We start from the raw sequence: 18,528 nt of genomic DNA on the forward strand, positions 1-18,528 counted from the left end.
GCTGGTGTTCGGTCCATTCGCCGATACCGCGCCGCAGACTGAAATAGTAGAGGTCGTGCAGTGAGACTCTTACCACCAGGTCGCCCTTCGACAACCTGCGGAAAACATGATGGCCGCCCGCGAAGCCGCCCGCTCGCTACAGCGCTATTGAGGGCGCGCTCGCGAGCGGCTTCGCTACCTCTGTCACCTTGCAACACGTGCGGGGACACGAGCGTAGCAACACGTGAGGCATTCAAGAACATTCGAGTGAGGCAACGGCATTATTCTCAGGGACATTCTTGGGTGAGGCAATACGGCCTCTCATCCAGATCGCCGCGCTATAGCCAAGCCACAAACAATGTGACATCACCGATTTACCAGACGAGGCCGCGAGCCGCGATGTCCTCGACCCTTGTGACGATGCCATCGCGATGGAAAACCATCGTGTCGAAGAGGTTCGAGACGACGCAGGTGTGGTTAGGGATGATGCGGATCTTCTCGCCGATCTCCGGCCGGCGGCCGGTGCACTTCGACAGATCGATCACGCCATGCTCTTCGGAAAGGCCGGTGATGACAGCATCGGGATAGCCGATCACCGTGCCGTAGTCGGAAAAGCCCAAGAGATCGGAGGTCAGCGCCTTTGAGCCGGCATCGATCACCGCGCGATCGCCGGTCGGCCGCGACACCACAGTGGCCAGCACATGCATGGCGCATTCGTCCTCGCTACAATGACCGGCCCGCACCATCGAGCGGTCGTTGTAAATGTAGGTGCCGGCGCGATGCTCGGTTGCCGCAGGCACAAGGTGTGCTTCGAACAGGCTCGGGCTGCCGCCGTTGCTGACGATCGGGCAGTCGATTCCCGCAGCCTTGAGCAATGAAATGGTCTCACTGAGAAACGCCTGTACCTCGGCTGCAGCGCCTGGCTTGGGGTAGTTCAGGAGGCCGGCAAATGCGAGCCCCTGTGCGGTGTGCAGGCGGCTGGCAAGGGCTGTTGCTTCTGCCGGTGTCTGGACGCCGCAGCGGCCGCCGCCGGTGTCGCATTCGACAAGAACTGCCAGCGATTTGCGCTTGGCGAAATAGGCAGACAGCCCGTCGACCGTCGTGGTGCTGTCTGCCACGACCTTCAAGCCGGAGATGCGCTCGTTGAGCGCGGCAAGGCGCGCAAGCTTCTGCGGCCCGAGAATGTTGAAGGTGATGAGGATGTCCTCGAATCCCGCAGCGGCGAAGACTTCCGCTTCGGTGACCTTCTGGCAATTGATCCCCTTTGCGCCGGCCGCGACCTGTTCGGCGGCAAGTGCCGGAATCTTGTGCGTCTTGATGTGAGGGCGGAAATTCAGCCCGTGCTGGTCCATGTAGGCCTGTGTGCGCGCAATGTTCGCGGCCAGGCGATCCTCGTCGATGATCGGCCGTGGTGTCGAGAGATCGGAGACCTTGTCCCCCGGGCTGGCGACGACGGCAAACGGATTTTCGTGCATGTCAGGCTGCTCCCCGCTCGGTGCCGTGTGGATCGGCGATCATCGGCCAGATGTCCTTTCGTGCGCGACGATAGGGCGTCTTGGCCGGATTGTTGGGATAGGGTGTACCGGCCGCGCAGTAAATGATTTCCGCGGCGATCTTGGAGAAGGATGCGTAGAAGTGATTGGTGGATTTGATGACGAGGATCTTCTTCGACATCGGGTCGATGCCCATCACGGAGAACAGGCTCGGATCGAAGCTCTGCGCGCGGGTCGAATTCAAAATGATGTCGATTCCGTTGAGAACGATATGAGCGGAATCGCCAAACGGTGCGAAGCTTTCGCCGAAACGCATCTCGGCGTTGAGAACGACCTTCACGATCTTGACGAGGCCGTCGACCGGATTGCCCGTGCCAGGTGCGGACTTGGCGCCGAAGCGCAGGGGAATTTCAGCTCCCTCTCCCGCAGCGATGCATATCTGCACCGCCATCGGATCCCAGATCGTGCCGATCGCGGTGTTGGTGACGCCGCGTGCCAGCAGTTCCTCCAGAAGGACAGTCGCATCGCCTGCGGTGCCGCCACCAGGATTGTCCCACATGTCCGCGATCACCACCGGCCAGGCGGTTGCAGCCAGCGCTTCGTCCACGGCCGCTTTCTCGTCGATCTGCGGCATGATGAAGGTGCCGCGCTTCGAGAAGAGCTCGAGGCCCAGATCACGCGCAAGCGCCTCACCCTTTTCGGGCTTGTCGTTCGTCACCACCAGAAGCTTGGTGCCCATCTCGGGCACGTCGCCGGCCATGAAGCCATGGATAACCGAAATCGACAGGACATCGTCATCGTCGCGCTCGATCTGCATGAGCTTATCGACGAAGGAACGCATCGGGTCGCGAGACGTCGGAAAGACGTCGATCATCCGGCAATCGAAGACGGACATGACAGGCTTCACCCGACCCTCGATCGTATCGACAGCGATTCGCCAGAGGTCTTCGGCCCGGTCTACGAAATCCGTGTGCGGGAATTCCTTGAAATAGACGAAGACATCAGCGGCGGCGAGCCGCTTGGCGGTCAGATGACTGTGCGGATCCAGCTCGGCAAAGACGAGGATATCCGGGCCGACGATCTCGCGTACGCGTGCGAGAATGTCGCCCTCGGTATCTTCGTAGCCTGCGGCCACCATTGCCCCGTGCAGGCCGAGCACCACTGCATCGACCGGCATCGCAGCCGCCAATTGACCGAGGACCTCGTCGCGCAGCCCTTCATAGGTCGCCTTGTTGACGAGCCCGGCAGGATCGGCCCAGGCGGCGGTTCCCTCGATCAGTTCCCATCCTTTTGCCGCGCAGACCTGCCGGCCGACGGTGATCGGCGCCGAGCAAAGCGTCGGCGTATCCGGATGCTGACCGGGCGGAGCGTAGAGAGATGCTTCGAACGCGCGTCGATCGACGCAGATAGGGGAGAAGGTATTGGTCTCGGTTGCGAGTGCCGCCGTGAAAATCCGCAAGGTTTCGGCCTTTTTGTTGATCAGCCCATAGGGTTCGGCAGATAGCCGGTGAAGCCGCTGATCTTCCAGCGGCCCTCGTGCAGGCGGCAATAGTAAAGCGTCTGCCACTGCATGATATCGCGGCTGCCATCAGGTTTGGTAATGCCGCCGTCGAACTTCTTGCGCACGAGCGCCATATCGCCCTCGATCTCGATGTCCTCGAGCGTCGTGGTCGTAAAAATAGCCGAGCGCGTGTCATCGGCGAATGATTGGGTGGCGAAATCCTTGGCCTGGCGTACCCATTCGTCACGGTAGGCAGACAATGTCGGAAATGCCAGGCGCCACTTGTCTGGGCTCGTTTCCTTGCGACCGTCGATGCCGATGAATCCCTCCTCGACGAAATCGTGCTCGACCAGGGACCAGTCGGCTGCCAGGAAGGCGTCGATATCGCGGGGCACGAGCATCTCCCAGATCGAGTGGCGAGCGAAGTCGGAAGCAGGGAAAGGGTTCTTGAAAGGATCGCGCATGGGGTTCCCGATTGAAATTCTTTTCATGATTGACGTTTTTCGCTGGTCAAATTCCCCTTTATATGGTCACTTGTCAACTTATCACGAAAATAATTTGCAAGGATCGGTCAATGTCCATCAAGCGTTATGGCACGGTTCAAAAGGGTGCGGGCGGTAAGCCTCTGCCTTTCGCGCGTGCTGTCGAAGCCGACGGCTGGCTCTATGTGTCAGGCCAGGTTGCCATGGAAAATGGCGAAATTATCGACGGCAACATCGTTGCCCAGACTCACAAGACGATCCAGAACGTGCTCGCGATCCTCGAGGAGGCCGGCTATGGCGTCGAGCACGTCGTGCGTTGCGGCGTCTGGCTCGATGATCCACGCGACTTCTGGACCTTCAACGGCATTTATCAGCAGTACTTCGGCGAGCACCCGCCAGCGCGTGCCTGCGTGCAGTCTTCGATGATGGTCGATTGCAAGGTGGAGATTGACTGCGTCGCCTATAAAGCGAAAGACAAATAGCACGGATAGCCGAGGGGGAGCTGGGGCATGGATATTTTCTCGACACTGCAGGAAGAGAAGGCCCGGCTTTCGCCATCCGAAAATCGTATCGCCGACATTCTGCTCAACGACTTCGAATTCGCCGTGAATGCCTCGATCATCGAGCTTGCCGAAAGAGCGGATGTCTCGCCGCCTACGGTCACGCGTTTTTGTCGGCGTGTCGGCTGTGAGAGCTTTTCGGATTTCAAGGTCCAGCTCGCCCGCACCGCCTATGTCGGCATGCGCTATCTCCGGCCGGAGCCCAAAAGCAGAAATCCGGCGGACGTCGCCCAGGACATCATCACCAAAGCGCAGAACGCCCTCTTTCTTCTCCACCGCTCGCTTGATCTTGGTGCCGTCGAATTGGCGGCCGAGCATCTGGCCAAGGCTAACATGATTTATGCCTTCGGCTCCGGCGGCAATTCGTCGATGATCGCAAGCGAGCTTCAGAACCGACTCTTCCGTTTCGGCCTGCGCGTGACGGCGAGTTCCGACCACAGCATGCAACTCATGATGACGGCTGCGGCAAAGCCCGGGGATGTGCTGATCGGCTCGTCTTTTTCCGGGCGCAATGCCGAACTTGTGCGTTCGTTCACGCTTGCGCGTGAAACAAAGGTGACCTCCATAGCCCTCACACAGGCAAACAGTCCCGTCGCGCATGCTGCTGACATCGTCGTGCCAATCGACCTTGCGGAAGGCAACAACATCTTTCGGCCAACCTCGACACGGATCGCCTATCTTGCTGCCGTGGATATCCTCGCCAGCCTCGTTGCTTACAATGTCCAGCCACAGGCAGCCGTGACGCTTCGCCGTATCAAACAGCAACTCGTGGCCCACCGGGATGGCGATGACCGCCAGCTTCTTGGGGACTAAGAATTTCATGCCAGGAAAGGACGTAGAATGACACAAACGGTAGCGATCGTAACCGGCGCTGCGGGCGACATAGGTCGGGCCATTGCGAGCCGGCTTGCGGACGATCACGATGTCATACTGCTTGTCGATATCGACATGGCGGCCGCCGAGAAGGCTGCCCGCGGGCTCGGCCCCGCCGAGCGTTTCGTTGCGATGAGCTGCGACGTGACGAATGCGCAGAGCGTTGCCGAAATGGCCAAACGCGCAGCCGCCCTCGGGACCGTCAAAACGCTCGTCAACAATGCCGGTGCGGCTCGCGCCGTCAGCCTGCAGGCTACCACGCCGGAGGACTGGCGTGCCGACAATGCGCTGAACCTGGAAGCTCCGTTTCTCTGCTTCCGGGCCGTCGCCGACCTCCTGAAGGCGTCCCAGGGCTCGGTCGTCAACATTGCTTCGGTCAACGGCATGAGCGTCTTCGGCCACCCGGCCTACAGCGCCGCCAAGGCCGGGCTCCTGCATTTCACCAAGCTGGTTGCCGTGGAATACGGCAAGTTCGGCGTCCGCTCCAATGCGGTCGCGCCCGGCACGGTGCGCACCCAGGCCTGGGAAGCGCGTGCGGCCGCAAACCCGAATGTCTTTGAGGAGGCGCGTCGCTGGTATCCGTTGCAGCGTGTCGTCGATCCAAAGGACGTCGCCAACGCTGTCGGCTTCTTTGCCGGCCCGCAGGCTACAGGGATCACCGGCGTCTGCCTGCCTGTCGACTGCGGTCTGACGGCCGGTCAGGCCGAGCTTGCCCGTACCTTCTCCCAATCCTCTGACTACTGACATCAGATATAAAGAGAGTAACAGCTATGGAAACGGCTTCCTATCGCCTCGAAAGCGCGTGGCAACCGGAGGGTGGCCCGCATGGTCGCTTCACCTTCACCCTTTTCAACCTGTCGGATGCACCGCTCGCCGGCTTCAAGCTTGTCTATACGTCGCTGACGCGCGTGATTGACAAGAAGGCATGCGAGAACGCCACGTTCCTGCGCCGCAACGCGAATTTCCACGAATTCGCGCCGCCGACAGGCCTGTCGATCGCCCCGGGCGGGAGCTGGACGTTTACGGTCAGCGGCCTGCATCGGCCGGCCAAGCACTGCACCGATGGCGCCAAGTCTGGCTATTTGACACTTGCCGACGGAAAGCACGTCGCGGTCGCAGTGTCGGACCTCCTGCTCGAAGGCCGTGTCAACGAACCGCCGCCGGTGCTGTTGCCGGAGGGCAGGCTTGACCTGCCCTTCGCGCTGCAGCCGTGGCCGGCCGAGATCGACGCCAGGCCTGGCGAAGGTTTCCCGGTCGTGCTCTACCCGGCCGACGGTTCTTCTCCGGACGAACTTCGCGCGATCTCGACGGTGCTTGCGCTCGTCCGTCGTCTGTTCGAAAGCGCTCATGCGCCGTTCAATCTGTCGCCGTCGCCACAGGGCCGCGCGCTGCGTTTCATCGCCGATGCGTCGATTGATGGTGAGGGCTACAAGCTGGGCTTCTCGGCTGATGAGATTACGCTCTCTTACGGCGATGCGGCCGGCCGGCAGTATGGTCTGACCTCTCTGGCACAGTTGCTCGAAGGAGCGCGAAGCCAGCCCGGCAAATTCCGCTTTCCTGTTTCGGGCACGATCGCGGACAAGCCGCGCTACAGCTGGCGCGGCTGCCATCTCGACGTGTCGCGCCAGTTCTATCCGGCCACCGACATCAAGCGGCTGATCGACATCCTGGCCTGGTTCAAGCTCAACATCTTCCATTGGCACCTGACCGACGACGAGGCTTGGCGCCTCGAGATCAAGGCCTATCCACAGCTGACGACCACGGGCGTGGTGCGTGGCCCCGACGGACCGCTGCTGCCGCAACTCGGTAACGGCGCCGAGCCTGTCGGCGGTTTCTACTCGCAGGACGACGTCCGCGAGATCGTCGCCCACGCGAGTTCCCTGAGCGTCGAGGTTGTTCCCGAGGTCGATATCCCCGGCCACAATTCTGCAACGCTGACCGCGCTCCCGGACCTCACCGACGGCCAGGAGGCGCCGGAGAGCTATCACTCTGTGCAGGGTTATCCCAACAATGCGCTGAATCCGGCCATTCCGCTGACCTACGAATTCCTGGAAAAGGTATTCGACGAGATGGTCGAGCTCTTCCCCTCATCCTACCTCCATATCGGGGGCGACGAAGTCGCCAACGGTTCCTGGCTTGCCTCGCCGATGGCAAAGACGTTGATGGAGCAGGAAGGCATATCGGGAACGTTTGCCCTGCAGTCCTACTTCCTGAAGCGCATCAAGGACATGCTGACGGCGCGCGGCCGCAAGCTTGCCGGCTGGAACGAGGTCGCCCATGGCGGCGGCGTTGCGGCCAAGGATACGCTGCTGATGGCCTGGGAAAATCCGCAGGTCGGCATCGATCTCGCGAGGGAAGGCTACGAGGTCGTCATGACCCCGGGCCAGGCTTACTATCTCGACATGGTACAGGCCGAAGAGTTTCAGGAGCCGGGCGCAAGCTGGGCCGGCACGGTGCCACCGGCGCACACCTACGGCTATGAGGCCGAAGGAGACTTTCCGGAAGAGCTGAAGGACAAGATGAAGGGCGTGCAGGCGTGCATCTGGTCGGAGCACTTCCTGTCGCGCGGCTACTTCAACCGTCTCGTCTTCCCGCGCCTTCCGGCCATCGCTGAAGCTGCATGGACGCCGAAGGCACAGAAGGACTGGGATCGCTTTGCCGCCATCGTGCCGTTGAGCCCGAAGCTGTAGGAGAATGACCATGCGGATTGCAGTGGGTGGAATTCATACGGAATGCAGCACCTATTCTCCGGTGCTGATGGCAGTCGAGGATTTCCGGGTCCTGCGCGGAGCGGATCTTCTCGGCGCTGAGTATTTCAACTTCCTCAAGGCGCAGGGTGTCGAACACCTTCCGCTTCTCCATGCCCGGGCCGTTCCTGGCGGCCCGGTCTCGCGCGTCGCCTACGAGGCGTTCAAGACCGAGTTTCTCGATCTCCTGAAAGCGGCTTTGCCGCTCGACGGGCTTTATCTCGCCATGCATGGCGCAGTGAATGTCGAGGGAATGGAGGACGCGGAAGGCGACTGGATTTCGGCGGCCCGCGAAGTCGTCGGTTCAAAGTGCGTCGTGGCCGCAAGCTACGACCTGCACGGCAATGTCAGCCAGAAGATCATCGATCAGCTCGATATCTTCGCAGCCTATCGCACGGCGCCGCATATCGATGTGCGTGAAACGATGGTCCGCGCCTGGTCGATGCTCGTCGATGCCTTGAAGAGCGGCGAGCGTCCGGGTGTGGCGTGGGCGCCGGTGCCGGTTCTGTGGCCAGGCGAGCGCACCTCCACGGAGGACGAGCCGACGAAGGGCCTTTACGACGTCCTGCCCGAGGTCGATCGTCGCGACGGAATTCTCGATGCCAATCTCATGATCGGCTATGTCTGGGCAGACGAGCCGCGTGCAACGGCCTGTGCTGTCGTGACGGCCTCCAACAAGGCGGCGGCCGTCAAGGCTGCGGAAGAGATCGCGCTCTCCTATTGGAAAGTGCGCGAAGAGTGTGTCTTCGGTCCGGTCACCGGACCGCTCGAAGATATGCTTGAGATCGCCGAGAAGGCCGAGACCACGCCTGTCATCCTCGCTGACTCGGCTGATAACCCGACCGGCGGTGGCGTCGGCGATCGGGCGGATGTCCTGAACGCGCTGATCGGCCGCCGCTTCGACGGCGCGCTGATTGCCGGCATTACCGACCGGCCGGCCGTGGAGACCTGCTTTGCCGCCGGCAAGGGTGCGAAGGTCGCGCTGACGATCGGCGGCAGCCTCGATCTGGCGAGCACGCCTGCAAAGGTTGACGCCGAGGTGGTTATTCTCGACGATCCCGGCCCCGCAGCGGAACGTCAGGCGGTCGTCAAGCTCGGCGGCATCACAGTCGTCCTTGCCGCCCGGCGCCGGCCCTATCACAACATCGCGGATTTCACCCGCCTCGGGCTCGACCCCAAGGCAGTGCGTCTGCTCGTCGTGAAATCGGGCTATCTTTCGCCGGAGCTGGCGCCGATCGCCAACCCGAACCTCATGGCGCTGACGCAGGGCGTGGTGAACCAGGATATCGAGGGCTTGGTCAGCAAGCGCAGGGCACGGCCGGTTTTCCCCTTCGATCGTGATTTCGATTACCAACCGCAAGCGCGCTTTTCGGCGCGCTGGCAGGACTGACATCATCTTGCTTTGGCAGGTTTCGGCTCCCCGCCGAACCTGCTAAGGCGCAGTCACCCGCAGCGACGGGTGATTTGCGAGCCCCCCCGATACCCATCATGACCCGTCTCTTTCCCGATGTTTTCCGCAACCCGACGATCCGGGTGAGCATGCTTGCGATCTTTGCCTTCGGCTTTGCGGGCGCCGCAACCTCGCCCTATCAATCCGTTGTGGGCATTCGCGAGCTTGGCCTGAGCAATGGGCTCTACTCCGCGCTGATCTTCTCTGCCGCCGCCGTCAACGTCATCGTCAGCATCCTGCTTGGCAACCTCGCCGACCGGCTCGGCGAGTACCGCACCATGATGGTCTCTGTCGCTTTCTTCGGCATTCTCGGCTATGGCGCAATCTATGTGATCCCGACGCAGGTGACGTTCGTCGTCAGCGCGCTTTTGTTGTTGCCGATCTACGGCTCCATGAATTCGCTGCTTTTCGCCAACGTGCGCGCGACGACCCACGGCATGCCGCGCGATGATGTCGCGACGGTAAATTCAGGCGTTCGGGCCATGATCTCGCTGTCCTGGGTGCTCGTGCCCGGCATCACCGGCGCACTTCTGTCGCGATCGTCGAGCATGCTCCCCGCCTATCTCTTCGCGGGCCTTGCGTGCGTCGTCTGCCTTGCCTTGATCGCCGTCTTCCTGCCGCGCCAGAGCGGCACGGACAAGGCCGCGACCCGCCACCTGTCCTATCTGGCCGCTCTTGGAGAAGTCGTTTCGCCGCCTGTCTTCGCAAGGGTGATCGCGGTGGCGCTGATCAGCAGCACACTGCATGTCAATGGCGCCATTCTGCCGCTGATCGTCACCGGCGCCGCCCACGGGACCGTTGCCGACATCGGTGTTCTCGTCGGCATTGTCGCCTTCCTCGAAGTCGTTTTCATCGTCGTCTGGGGCCGCGCGCAGCGGCTGATGAGCCACGTGACGGCACTTGCGATCGGCACTATCATCTACGTCAGCTATCTCCTCCTGCTCGGCTTGGCTTCGGCGCCCTGGCATGTCTACGCGCTGACGTTGGTAAGCGGCATCGGCGCTGCTGCCCTGATAAGCATTCCGATCACCTATCTGCAGGATCTGATTTCCGAACGCCCCGGCCTCGGCAGCGCCCTGATTTCGGTGAACATTTTTCTCAGCGCCGGACTGAGCGCCCTGTTGTTTGCGATCGGCACCGGCATCAGCAGCTACTCCGGAACAGCGGTCATCGGCGCGGTCGCCGGAATGTTCGGCCTCGGCCTGTTGCTGTTTTTTGAACGGGGCAAGCGCCGCTGAAGGCGTTTTTTCTTCGATACGTTTCGACTGCGTCCAGGCTGTCGAACTATAAACGATAGGTCAGTGAGGACATTTTCGGTAAATCGCCCGAGAACGGACGGAGCGCCCGGTTATTCCACGTCTACAGCAGCATCGAGGCGCCGCGATCGAGATAGGTGTCGAGGAATTGCTCGAGGCGTGGGTTTCGCGGTTTCCTGAATACGTCCTGGGGCGCACCGGTGAAGAGCACCTTGCCGTGATCGAGGAAAGTGATCTGCTGGCCGACCGTCGCAGCAAAGCCAATCTCATGGGACACGACCACCATCGTCATGCCCTCGGCGGCGAGATCGCGCATGACGTTCAGCACTTCGCCGGTCAGTTCCGGGTCGAGCGAGGATGTCGGCTCGTCGAACAGCATGATCTTCGGCTTCAGCGCTAGTGCGCGAGCGATGGCGACGCGCTGCTGCTGGCCGCCCGACAGCTGTGAAGGGTAGTGCCCCGCGCGGCTTTCCAGCCCTACCTTGATGAGCTGCGCCATGGCGCGCTCCTCGGCGTCCCTGCGGCTCATCTTGTGGACTGTCTTAAGCGCCTCTGCGACGTTGCCCAGCGCCGTCATGTGTGGCCAGAGATTGAATTGCTGGAACACCATGCCGATCTGGGCGCGGATCGCGCGGTTGGCCGTCGGCGATATGCGCTCACGCACCCCTTGGGCGTTCTCGGTGAAACCAAGCACTTCCCCGTTGACCGTAATGGTGCCGGATGTCGCCTCCTCCAGAAAAGCCATGCAGCGCAGAAGCGTGCTTTTGCCGGAACCAGACGGGCCTATCAGGCACGAAACCTGTCCCTGCGGAATCTCCAGGTCGATGCCGTGCAGGACTGTTGAGTCCCCGAACTTCTTGACGAGATTTCTGACTGCGATCGCGGGGAGGTTCATGCGTTGAAAAACCTGAATCTGGTGAGTTTCGTTTCGACGAGATGGCCAAGCCGGCCGGTGATTTCGACGAGCACCCAATAAAACAACGCGAGCACCGACAGTGCTTCGACAAAGGCATATTGCTGGGCACCAATCGCGCTCAGCGTTGCTGTCAGCTCGGGTACGGTGATGATTGACAGGACCGCCGTCTCCTTCATCAAAAGGACGGCCATATTGAGTGATGGCGGCAGGACCAGCATGGTCATCTCAGGAAGCAGAATGCGGCGGATGATCTGACCTTGCGTAAGGCCAACACATTCGCCGGCCTCGATATGTCCCTTGGGGACGGCGAGGAAGCCGGAGCGGAAGATCTCGCTGTAGTAGGCTGCACCGTAGATCGAGATGCCGAGGAGACCGGCCGGTAGCGGGTCGAGGGACAGGCCGATGAACGGACCGCCGTAGTAGACCAGAAATACCTGGATCAGGAACGGCGTTCCGCGCAGAATGGCGACGACGAAACCGAGCAGATTGTCCAGTAGCACGCCGCCAAATCGTCTGCCGACCGCAACGAAGAAGCCGAGTACGGCGGCGGCGATCGTGCCGACGATCCAGATGAAGATCGTCACGGCGGCACCGCTGGCGATGGCCGGCCATGCATCGAAAATGACGTTGATGTCGAAGCTCATCTGGGAACTCCCGGAAGGGAGCGCTCGATCATGCCGCCGGCGAGCGCCACGATCCAGTTGATCGCGAGATAGATCAGACCAGCGCACGCAAAGATCTCAAGCGGCAGGAACGTGCTGCCCGCCAGGTCCTGCGCCATCCGGGTCAATTCGACGATACCGACGACGGAAACAAGCGAGGATGCCTTGAGGATGAGGATTGCCTCGTTGACAAGCGCGGGAAACGTCAGCCTGAGGGCAATCGGCGCCTTGATGCGGCGAAAGATCTGGCTGGGCGTCAGGCCGACCATTTCTGCCGATTCAATCAGCCCGACCGGGACGCTGGCAAAGCCTCCACGCAGGTTTTCTGCCTGATAGGCTGCGGTGCAGAGCGATAGGCCGACAATGGCCGCCACGGTGCTCGGCACGTTCAACCCGATGGCCGGAAGCATGTTGTAGATGAGCAGCAACTGCACCAGCAGAGGCACGCCGCGGAAGAAGCTGATGAAAATCTGGGCAGGCAGGACAAGGATCCTCTTCTTCGAGAGAAGCATGCCTGAGAGAAGGATCGCGATCGCAAAGCCGATCAGGATCGACACGACACTGATCGTTACGGTGTAGATCGACGCTTGCAACAGCAATTCGAATAGCTTGATGGACATGTCCGGCTTGTTCCGCCTGGCCGTCTGAGATCTGATCGCGCCGGGATGTCCCGAGCGCGATCGATTATCGATCCGGACTGATTAGAATGCCGGATCCTTGACAGCATCCGGGGTCTCGAAGGATGCACCGAACCACTTCTTCTGGAGCTCGGCCATGCGCCCGTCAGCCTTGATCTTCAGCAGTGCCGCATCGATTGCGTCCATCAGCGGAGCATGATCGGCATCCTTCAGGCCGATGAAGCCGAAATAGGACTTCTTGCCGAAGGGCGGGAGGACGACCTCGAAGGTGCCTTCGCGCTGCTTGGCGACGAATGCGATGTTGGGCAGCGAGTTCGCAACGCCGGCGATACGGCCTGCTGCCAGATCGGCGTAGGATTCAGTGAAAGCGGGATACTCGCGGATATCGACCTTGGACGGCAGCGTTTCGGAGAATTCCTTGAGCTGGTCGAGCTGGGACGTGGCCTTGCCGACGCCGATCTTCTTGCCGGCAATGTCTGCAGGCTTGCTGATCGACGTGTCGCCAGCCTTCTTCAGGACGGCAATCGTCGCTTCAGCGATCGGGGGGGTAAAGCGATAGCGCTCCATGCGCTTTTTGGTGATTGTTGCCGGTCCCGCAACGACATCGAACTTGCCCGCTTCGAGCGCAGGAAAGACGCCGTCCCAGGGGAGCGCCACCCACTCGATCTTGACGCCGAGTTCCTTGCCGATCTCGGCGAAGAGATCGACGTTCAAACCGGCGTGTTCGCCGGCGTCGATAAAGTCGAACGGCGCAAAGGCCGTCTCGGTGCCGACCTTCAGCGTACCGGCCGTCTTGACAGCGGCGAGCGTGTCGGCCGCCTGTGCTGACAGCGTCGCCCCGAATAGGAATGCAGCACCGACGAGGCCCTTAAGCAGTGAATTTGCAATCATGATCATCTCCAGTTTTTCACTCCCCGGCGGAGGAGTTCGAGTTCCCGATTTCTTAGTCCCGTTGAACGGACTTCTGTGGTCCGCTTTTGACTATACAAATAGATATAGGCTAGCCTAAGGTGTCAACGCCAAAGTCGAAAGACGCAAATTTTGTGCCGGACGACAAATGTTGGGAGCACGCAACATGGTCATGCTGCGTGCGATCAGGGTATTTTGTGTCGCTGGAAGAGGTGGCGTCTTGGTGGCAATTCATCAGAGAATTTTCAAAGATATCGAGATGAAGATCCTGAGCGGCGACTGGCGGCCCGGCGACCGTATTCCGATAGAGCACGATCTTGTAGAGCAATATGGATGCTCCCGCATGACGGTGAGCAAGGCGCTGTCTACTCTGGTGGAGCGCGGCCTGATCGTGCGGCGGCGAAAAACCGGTTCGTTCGTTGCCAGTCCCCAAATCGATCGCATGGTCATGGATATCCAGGACATCAGCACCGAGGCGGTTCTGGCGGGTTACGAGCATCGCTACGAAATCCTTCGACGCAAGATCGACAGGCTGGGCCCGGCGGAGGCAGCGAAATTGCGCAGTCGCGAGGGCGAAGACGTGCTGAGGCTTCAGTGTCTCCACATCGTCGACGGCACGCCGACGGCGATCGAACGCCGCATTATCCTTTTGGATACCGTACCGCTCGCGAGGCACGAGAGTTTTGCAGAGGTGCCGCCGGCAAAGTGGCTTCTGTCGCAGGTGCCGTGGTCGGAGGCCAGGCACATCATCCGCGCAGTCTCGGCCGATGCTGCAACCGCGCGCATCCTGCAGATCGAGCGCGGCGAACCCTGCCTCAATCTCATTCGCCAGACATGGCAGAACGAGCGCATGGTGACCTATGTTGAGATCACCCATCCTGGTGACCGCTTTCAGTTTGCCGGTGTGTTTCATCCGGCGGACAAGCGCGCATCGCTCCGCCAACCTCAACGAGGCACCGATTGACCGACCAGCAACACGCCAGGCCCCTTCCGCTCAAGTCCCTCCAGGCCTTCGAGGCGGTCGGTCGCTGTGGCAGCGTGACGGCCGCAGCCATGGAGCTCAACGTGTCGCCGGGCGCGATCAGCCAGCAGATACGCAAGATCGAGAGCTTTCTCGGCGTCACCCTTCTGGAGCGCAGCGGCCGCACGGCAGAGCTGACGGTGTGGGGACGGCTCTATCACAGGGAAATCTCGAAGGGCTTCGAGCAGTTTACCATCGCCGAGCAGGTCCTGGAGCGCGCACGCAACGAAAATGCGCTGGTGTTGAGCGCCTTGTCTTCCGTCGTCAACAAGTGGATCGGTCGGCGCATCTTCGACTGGCAGGCGCTTCATCCTGATGCTCACGTCAGGGTGACAGGACGAGACAGGGAGCCGCGCATGGGGTTCGACGAGGTCGATTTTCGCGTCAGCTACGGATCCGACGTCCTGCAACACGACCACTACGCGGAACTCTTTCGCGATTGGGTCGTGCCTGCCTGCTCGCCGGCGCTGGTCGAAGGCCGCACGCTCGCGCCCGCGGGACTGTTTCATTATCCCCTCCTGCACGTCGAATGGGAAAGGCATTTCACCCCATACCCCAGCTGGGCGGAGTTTGCCGCAAAGGTCGGCGTTCAGCTGAAGGAGGCATCACCCGGGCTTTCCTTCACACTGTCGAGCAGCGCCATTGATGCGGCCGTCAACAAGCGCGGCATCGTGCTTGCGCAAATGTCGATGATTGCCGACGAACTTGAAGCGCAGACATTGGTCATCCCGGTCGATATCCGGATTGCGCTACAGGAGAGCTATTTCCTCGCCTGGGACCGGTCAGCGCTTCAAAAGCCCTACGGGCGGGAATTTCGCGACTGGGTCATCGCAATTTCAAGGCAGCAGGCGCAGCTCTCCGCGCCATGATCCTTTAGAAAAACTAAAACGGAAGTCAGCTCAGCGATATTGATGAAAAAAATCGCATGGCGCTAATTTGCGCGATCCGAAACGATCAGCCTGCGGGAGAGCGACATGGCACGGACCGACAAGATGAAACTGGGTACGTTTGTCTACACGTTCGGCTTTCATCCCGCCTCCTGGCTGCATCCCGCCAGCAATGTCCATGGCGCCAACGATTTCGCCCATCTCCTCGATGTCGCGAAGCGCTCCGAGGCTGCCAAACTCGACTTCATGTTCATGGCCGACTCCCCGGCTGCGGCGGTCGGTGATCCCGACGCGCTCTCTCGCATCCCGACAAAGATGAACCGCTTTGAGCCGCTGTCGCTTCTCTCGGCTCTGTCGGTGACCACCGAGAGGCTCGGGCTCGTCGCCACCGTTTCGACAAGTTACTACGAGCCGTTCAATGTCGCCCGCCTCTTCGCCTCCATCGATCATCTGAGCGGCGGTCGCGCCTGCTGGAATGTCGTGACATCAGATCACGACGAGACCGGCTATAACTTCAATCGCGAAGGACTGGATCCGCACGCGCTGCGCTACGAGCGCGGCAACGAATTCGTCGATGTCGTATTCGGTCTCTGGGACAGTTTCGAAGAAGGCGCACTGCTTCTCGACCGGGAAAGCGGCGTCTACTACGACAAGTCGAAGCATCACACGCTCAATCACAAGGGCAAGCACTTCCAGGTTCGCGGGCCGCTCAACATCGCCCGCACGCCGCAGGGTCGGCCGATCATCGCCCAGGCAGGCGGTTCGGAACCTGGCATGGACATGGCGGCGCGCACGGCCGAGATCGTCTTCAGCCTTGCCTCCAATATCGACCGAAACCGTGCCTTCTACGAGAACGTCAAGTCTCGCATGCCGGCCTATGGGCGCAATCGGGACGATCTGAAAATCATGCCGGGCGTCGTGCTGAACGTCGGCGAGACGGAAGCCGAGGCAAAAGCGAAGGTCGACTATCTGATCGACAAGATGCACCCCGAGGTTGGAAGGCTCATGCTCTCGGAATTTCTGGAAGCGGATCTGCGTGGCGTGCCGCTGGACAAACCGTTTCCAATGGACCGGCTGCCGGAAGCGCCGAAGGGCTCGCGCGCGCTGTTCGACGAACTCGTCGACTTCGTCAGAAGCGGGCGCACGGTCGGTGAGCTCGTTCGCCACTATGCCGAGAAGCACACCGGCAATGGCATCACCGGCACGCCGGCCCAGATCGCGGATTTCATGGAAGAATGGTTCGAAACGCGCGCAGCAGACGGCTTCATACTGATGTTCCCGACGCTTCCCTCAAGCCTTGACGATTTCGTCAGGCTGGTGCTACCGGAACTGCGCCGCCGCGGGCTTTTCCGCGAGGAATACGAAGGCACAACGCTTCGGGAGAACCTGGGGATTTCGATGCCGGCCAATCGTTTTGCCAAAGACCCCGTCACGGCGTGAACATGGAGACGCAAAGATGGACACGGTGATGATGGGCAGGATGGCCGTCGATCAGTCTGCATTCAAGCTCTCCATGCGCCAGTTGGCTGGTGCGGTCAGCGTCATTACGGTTGGCGAGCGCGAGGAACGCACGGGTTTTACCGCAACGTCGGTGTCGTCGCTCTCGGCCGACGTCCCCTCGGTGATTGTCAGCGTCAACCGGACGTCTTCCTCCTGGCCCGTCGTTGAAAAATACCGCCGCTTTTGCGTCAATGTGCTTGCCGCCGATCAACAGCACGTGGCGCAGTCCTTTGCGGGTTTCGGCGGGCGGAAGGGCGCTGCGCGGTACGCCGACGCGCAATGGTACTGCCTGGCGACCGGGTCGGCTGCGCTCAAGGATGCGCTGACGGTTCTCGACTGTGAGCTCGAGACGGTCTTCAACCACCATTCGCATGCCGTTTTGATCGGGCGCATCTGCGCGATCGATACCCGCGAGGACGTCGAGCCGCTGCTTTACTGGCGCGGCGGCTATCGTCGCCTCTCGGACGACGCGGTGGTGAATTCCCCGGCTTGACGCCTGCGGCCAAGTCCCGATCGTCTCCGATCGACAGCCATCAGCCAGAGGCGATTGACTGGCGGCGATCATCGACCTGCCTGGCGAGGACGCATAGAAGCTCGAACATCATCGTTGCCCCGGCCAGAGCAGTCATTCCAGCCAGGTCGAAGGGTGGGGAGACTTCAACGACGTCAGCGCCGACGATGTTCACGCCCTCCAGCAGCCTGATCATCTGCTGTGCCTCGCGGGTGGTGAAGCCGCCGGCCTCGGGCGTGCCAGTTCCCGGCGCCATGGACGGATCGATGCTGTCGATGTCGAAGGTGACATAGGTCGGCTGATTGCCGGCGATTTCCCTGGCCTCCTGCATGACGGCTTTGACGCCGCGGTCGACAAATTCCTCCATGTAGATGATGCGCACGCCTTGCTGCCTTGCCCAGGCATGTTCATCGGGCTCGTAGACCGAACCACGAATTCCGATTTGCACGATCCGTTTCGGATCAAGGAGGCCCTCTTCGATGGCGCGGCGGAACGGCGTCCCGTGGGTGTACGGATTGTCGCCGAAATACCGGTCGTTGGTGTCGGAATGGGCATCGAAATGGATGAGCCCGACAGGCCGCTCCCTTGCGATGGCGCGCAGAACCGGAAGCGTCGTCAGGTGGTCGCCGCCGACCGAAAGCGGAATGGCGCCCGCTGCAATGATCACTGCCATGCCGCTTTCGATACGGTTCAGGCCATCGACAAGGTTGATCGGGTTGACCGGCAGATCGCCGACATCGGCAATGTTTGCAATGCTGAACGGCTCGGTGCCGGTGACGTGATGAACCCGGCGCATCAGGCTGGACTGGCTGCGCACCTCGCGTGGGCCGTGCCGCGCCCCCGCCCTGTTCGTCGTTCCGCCGTCCCACGGAATTCCCACCAGCGCGATATCCAGTCCTTCGGCGGTTCTGGCGACCGGCAGCCGCATGAAGGTCGCGTGCCCGGCAAAGCGCGGGACGTCGGCGGCGTCGATCGGCTGGTGGAAAGTCTCGTTCATTGCTCTGTCCTGTCGGGGCTGTTTGGTCGCTTTCGAAATTGGATCGCCGCTACCCGTTGCGCAAGTCCAATCTCTACAATTCCCGTACAGCGCTGGCCGGCGCTTCGTTCGAACACGCAAAAAGGCCGAGCCACCATGGCTCGACC

Annotated in this window: 18 protein-coding genes; 10 read left to right on the plus strand and 8 right to left on the minus strand. The window is 61.1% G+C overall.

What is annotated here, in order from left to right; genetic code table 11:
• Nucleotides 1-353: 353 nt before the first annotated feature.
• The 3 genes from AC1D2R_RS20195 to AC1D2R_RS20205 are packed head-to-tail and all read right to left on the minus strand — an operon-like array spanning nucleotide 354 to nucleotide 3,437.
• Nucleotides 354-1,454 carry a D-TA family PLP-dependent enzyme gene (locus AC1D2R_RS20195; protein WP_477969762.1) on the minus strand — a complete coding sequence of 367 codons (1,101 nt, stop codon included), beginning with the start codon at nucleotides 1,452-1,454 and terminating at the stop codon, nucleotides 354-356.
• A 1-nt stretch (nucleotide 1,455) separates the two neighbouring features.
• Entirely contained in the window at nucleotides 1,456-2,931 is a 1,476-nt protein-coding gene (locus AC1D2R_RS20200; RefSeq protein WP_477969764.1) for a M81 family metallopeptidase, read from the minus strand.
• Nucleotides 2,932-2,951: 20 nt separating this feature from the next.
• Complete coding sequence (locus tag AC1D2R_RS20205; RefSeq protein WP_477969766.1) at nucleotides 2,952-3,437, minus strand: hypothetical protein; 486 nt, start codon at nucleotides 3,435-3,437, stop codon at nucleotides 2,952-2,954.
• A gap of 110 nt (nucleotides 3,438-3,547) precedes the next feature.
• Here AC1D2R_RS20205 and AC1D2R_RS20210 point away from each other — a divergent pair, with 110 nt between their 5' ends.
• From AC1D2R_RS20210 to AC1D2R_RS20235, 6 genes are read left to right on the plus strand one after another with little or no spacing between them, the layout of a single operon-like run.
• Nucleotides 3,548-3,937: a RidA family protein gene (locus AC1D2R_RS20210; protein WP_477969768.1), complete on the plus strand. Its 390-nt coding sequence runs from the start codon at nucleotides 3,548-3,550 to the stop codon at nucleotides 3,935-3,937.
• A gap of 27 nt (nucleotides 3,938-3,964) precedes the next feature.
• Complete coding sequence (locus AC1D2R_RS20215; protein ID WP_477969770.1) at nucleotides 3,965-4,828, plus strand: MurR/RpiR family transcriptional regulator; 864 nt, start codon at nucleotides 3,965-3,967, stop codon at nucleotides 4,826-4,828.
• Nucleotides 4,829-4,855: 27 nt separating this feature from the next.
• Complete coding sequence (locus AC1D2R_RS20220) at nucleotides 4,856-5,632, plus strand: SDR family oxidoreductase (protein WP_477969772.1); 777 nt, start codon at nucleotides 4,856-4,858, stop codon at nucleotides 5,630-5,632.
• Nucleotides 5,633-5,658: 26 nt separating this feature from the next.
• The gene (locus AC1D2R_RS20225) at nucleotides 5,659-7,578 is read left to right on the plus strand and encodes a beta-N-acetylhexosaminidase (RefSeq protein WP_477969774.1); all 1,920 of its coding nucleotides are present in this window, start codon (nucleotides 5,659-5,661) and stop codon (nucleotides 7,576-7,578) included.
• A 10-nt stretch (nucleotides 7,579-7,588) separates the two neighbouring features.
• Nucleotides 7,589-9,025, plus strand: coding sequence for a M81 family metallopeptidase (locus tag AC1D2R_RS20230; protein WP_477969776.1), 1,437 nt, complete (start codon nucleotides 7,589-7,591; stop codon nucleotides 9,023-9,025).
• Nucleotides 9,022-10,323, plus strand: coding sequence for an MFS transporter (locus AC1D2R_RS20235; RefSeq protein ID WP_477970028.1), 1,302 nt, complete (start codon nucleotides 9,022-9,024; stop codon nucleotides 10,321-10,323). The genes AC1D2R_RS20230 and AC1D2R_RS20235 overlap by 4 nt, the downstream gene beginning before the upstream one ends.
• A 121-nt stretch (nucleotides 10,324-10,444) precedes the next feature.
• Here the strand turns inward: AC1D2R_RS20235 and AC1D2R_RS20240 are convergent, their stop codons facing one another.
• The 4 genes from AC1D2R_RS20240 to AC1D2R_RS20255 form a co-directional block, all read right to left on the minus strand.
• Entirely contained in the window at nucleotides 10,445-11,236 is a 792-nt protein-coding gene (locus AC1D2R_RS20240) for an amino acid ABC transporter ATP-binding protein (RefSeq protein WP_477969778.1), read from the minus strand.
• A complete protein-coding gene (locus tag AC1D2R_RS20245) occupies nucleotides 11,233-11,901 on the minus strand; it encodes an amino acid ABC transporter permease (protein ID WP_477969780.1) in 669 nt (222 codons plus the stop codon). The genes AC1D2R_RS20240 and AC1D2R_RS20245 overlap by 4 nt, the downstream gene beginning before the upstream one ends.
• A complete protein-coding gene (locus AC1D2R_RS20250) occupies nucleotides 11,898-12,539 on the minus strand; it encodes an amino acid ABC transporter permease (RefSeq protein WP_477969782.1) in 642 nt (213 codons plus the stop codon). The genes AC1D2R_RS20245 and AC1D2R_RS20250 overlap by 4 nt, the downstream gene beginning before the upstream one ends.
• 81 nt (nucleotides 12,540-12,620) lie before the next feature.
• A complete protein-coding gene (locus tag AC1D2R_RS20255) occupies nucleotides 12,621-13,448 on the minus strand; it encodes a transporter substrate-binding domain-containing protein (protein WP_477969784.1) in 828 nt (275 codons plus the stop codon).
• A gap of 238 nt (nucleotides 13,449-13,686) precedes the next feature.
• Here AC1D2R_RS20255 and hutC point away from each other — a divergent pair, with 238 nt between their 5' ends.
• From hutC to AC1D2R_RS20275, 4 genes are all read left to right on the plus strand, one after another.
• Complete coding sequence (gene hutC, locus AC1D2R_RS20260; RefSeq protein WP_477969786.1) at nucleotides 13,687-14,430, plus strand: histidine utilization repressor; 744 nt, start codon at nucleotides 13,687-13,689, stop codon at nucleotides 14,428-14,430.
• Nucleotides 14,427-15,356: a LysR family transcriptional regulator gene (locus tag AC1D2R_RS20265; protein WP_477969788.1), complete on the plus strand. Its 930-nt coding sequence runs from the start codon at nucleotides 14,427-14,429 to the stop codon at nucleotides 15,354-15,356. Before hutC ends, AC1D2R_RS20265 begins: the two co-directional genes overlap by 4 nt.
• Before the next feature lie 105 nt (nucleotides 15,357-15,461).
• On the plus strand, nucleotides 15,462-16,814 hold the full coding sequence (locus AC1D2R_RS20270; RefSeq protein WP_477969790.1) for an LLM class flavin-dependent oxidoreductase: 1,353 nt from the start codon (nucleotides 15,462-15,464) through the stop codon (nucleotides 16,812-16,814).
• A 16-nt stretch (nucleotides 16,815-16,830) separates the two neighbouring features.
• Nucleotides 16,831-17,367 carry a flavin reductase family protein gene (locus AC1D2R_RS20275; protein WP_477969792.1) on the plus strand — a complete coding sequence of 179 codons (537 nt, stop codon included), beginning with the start codon at nucleotides 16,831-16,833 and terminating at the stop codon, nucleotides 17,365-17,367.
• Between the two features lie 40 nt (nucleotides 17,368-17,407).
• Here AC1D2R_RS20275 and speB read toward each other — a convergent pair whose 3' ends face one another.
• Nucleotides 17,408-18,382: an agmatinase gene (gene speB, locus AC1D2R_RS20280; RefSeq protein ID WP_477969794.1), complete on the minus strand. Its 975-nt coding sequence runs from the start codon at nucleotides 18,380-18,382 to the stop codon at nucleotides 17,408-17,410.
• Nucleotides 18,383-18,528 lie beyond the last annotated feature (146 nt).

The organism is Rhizobium sp. P1_C7 (genome assembly GCF_056406295.1).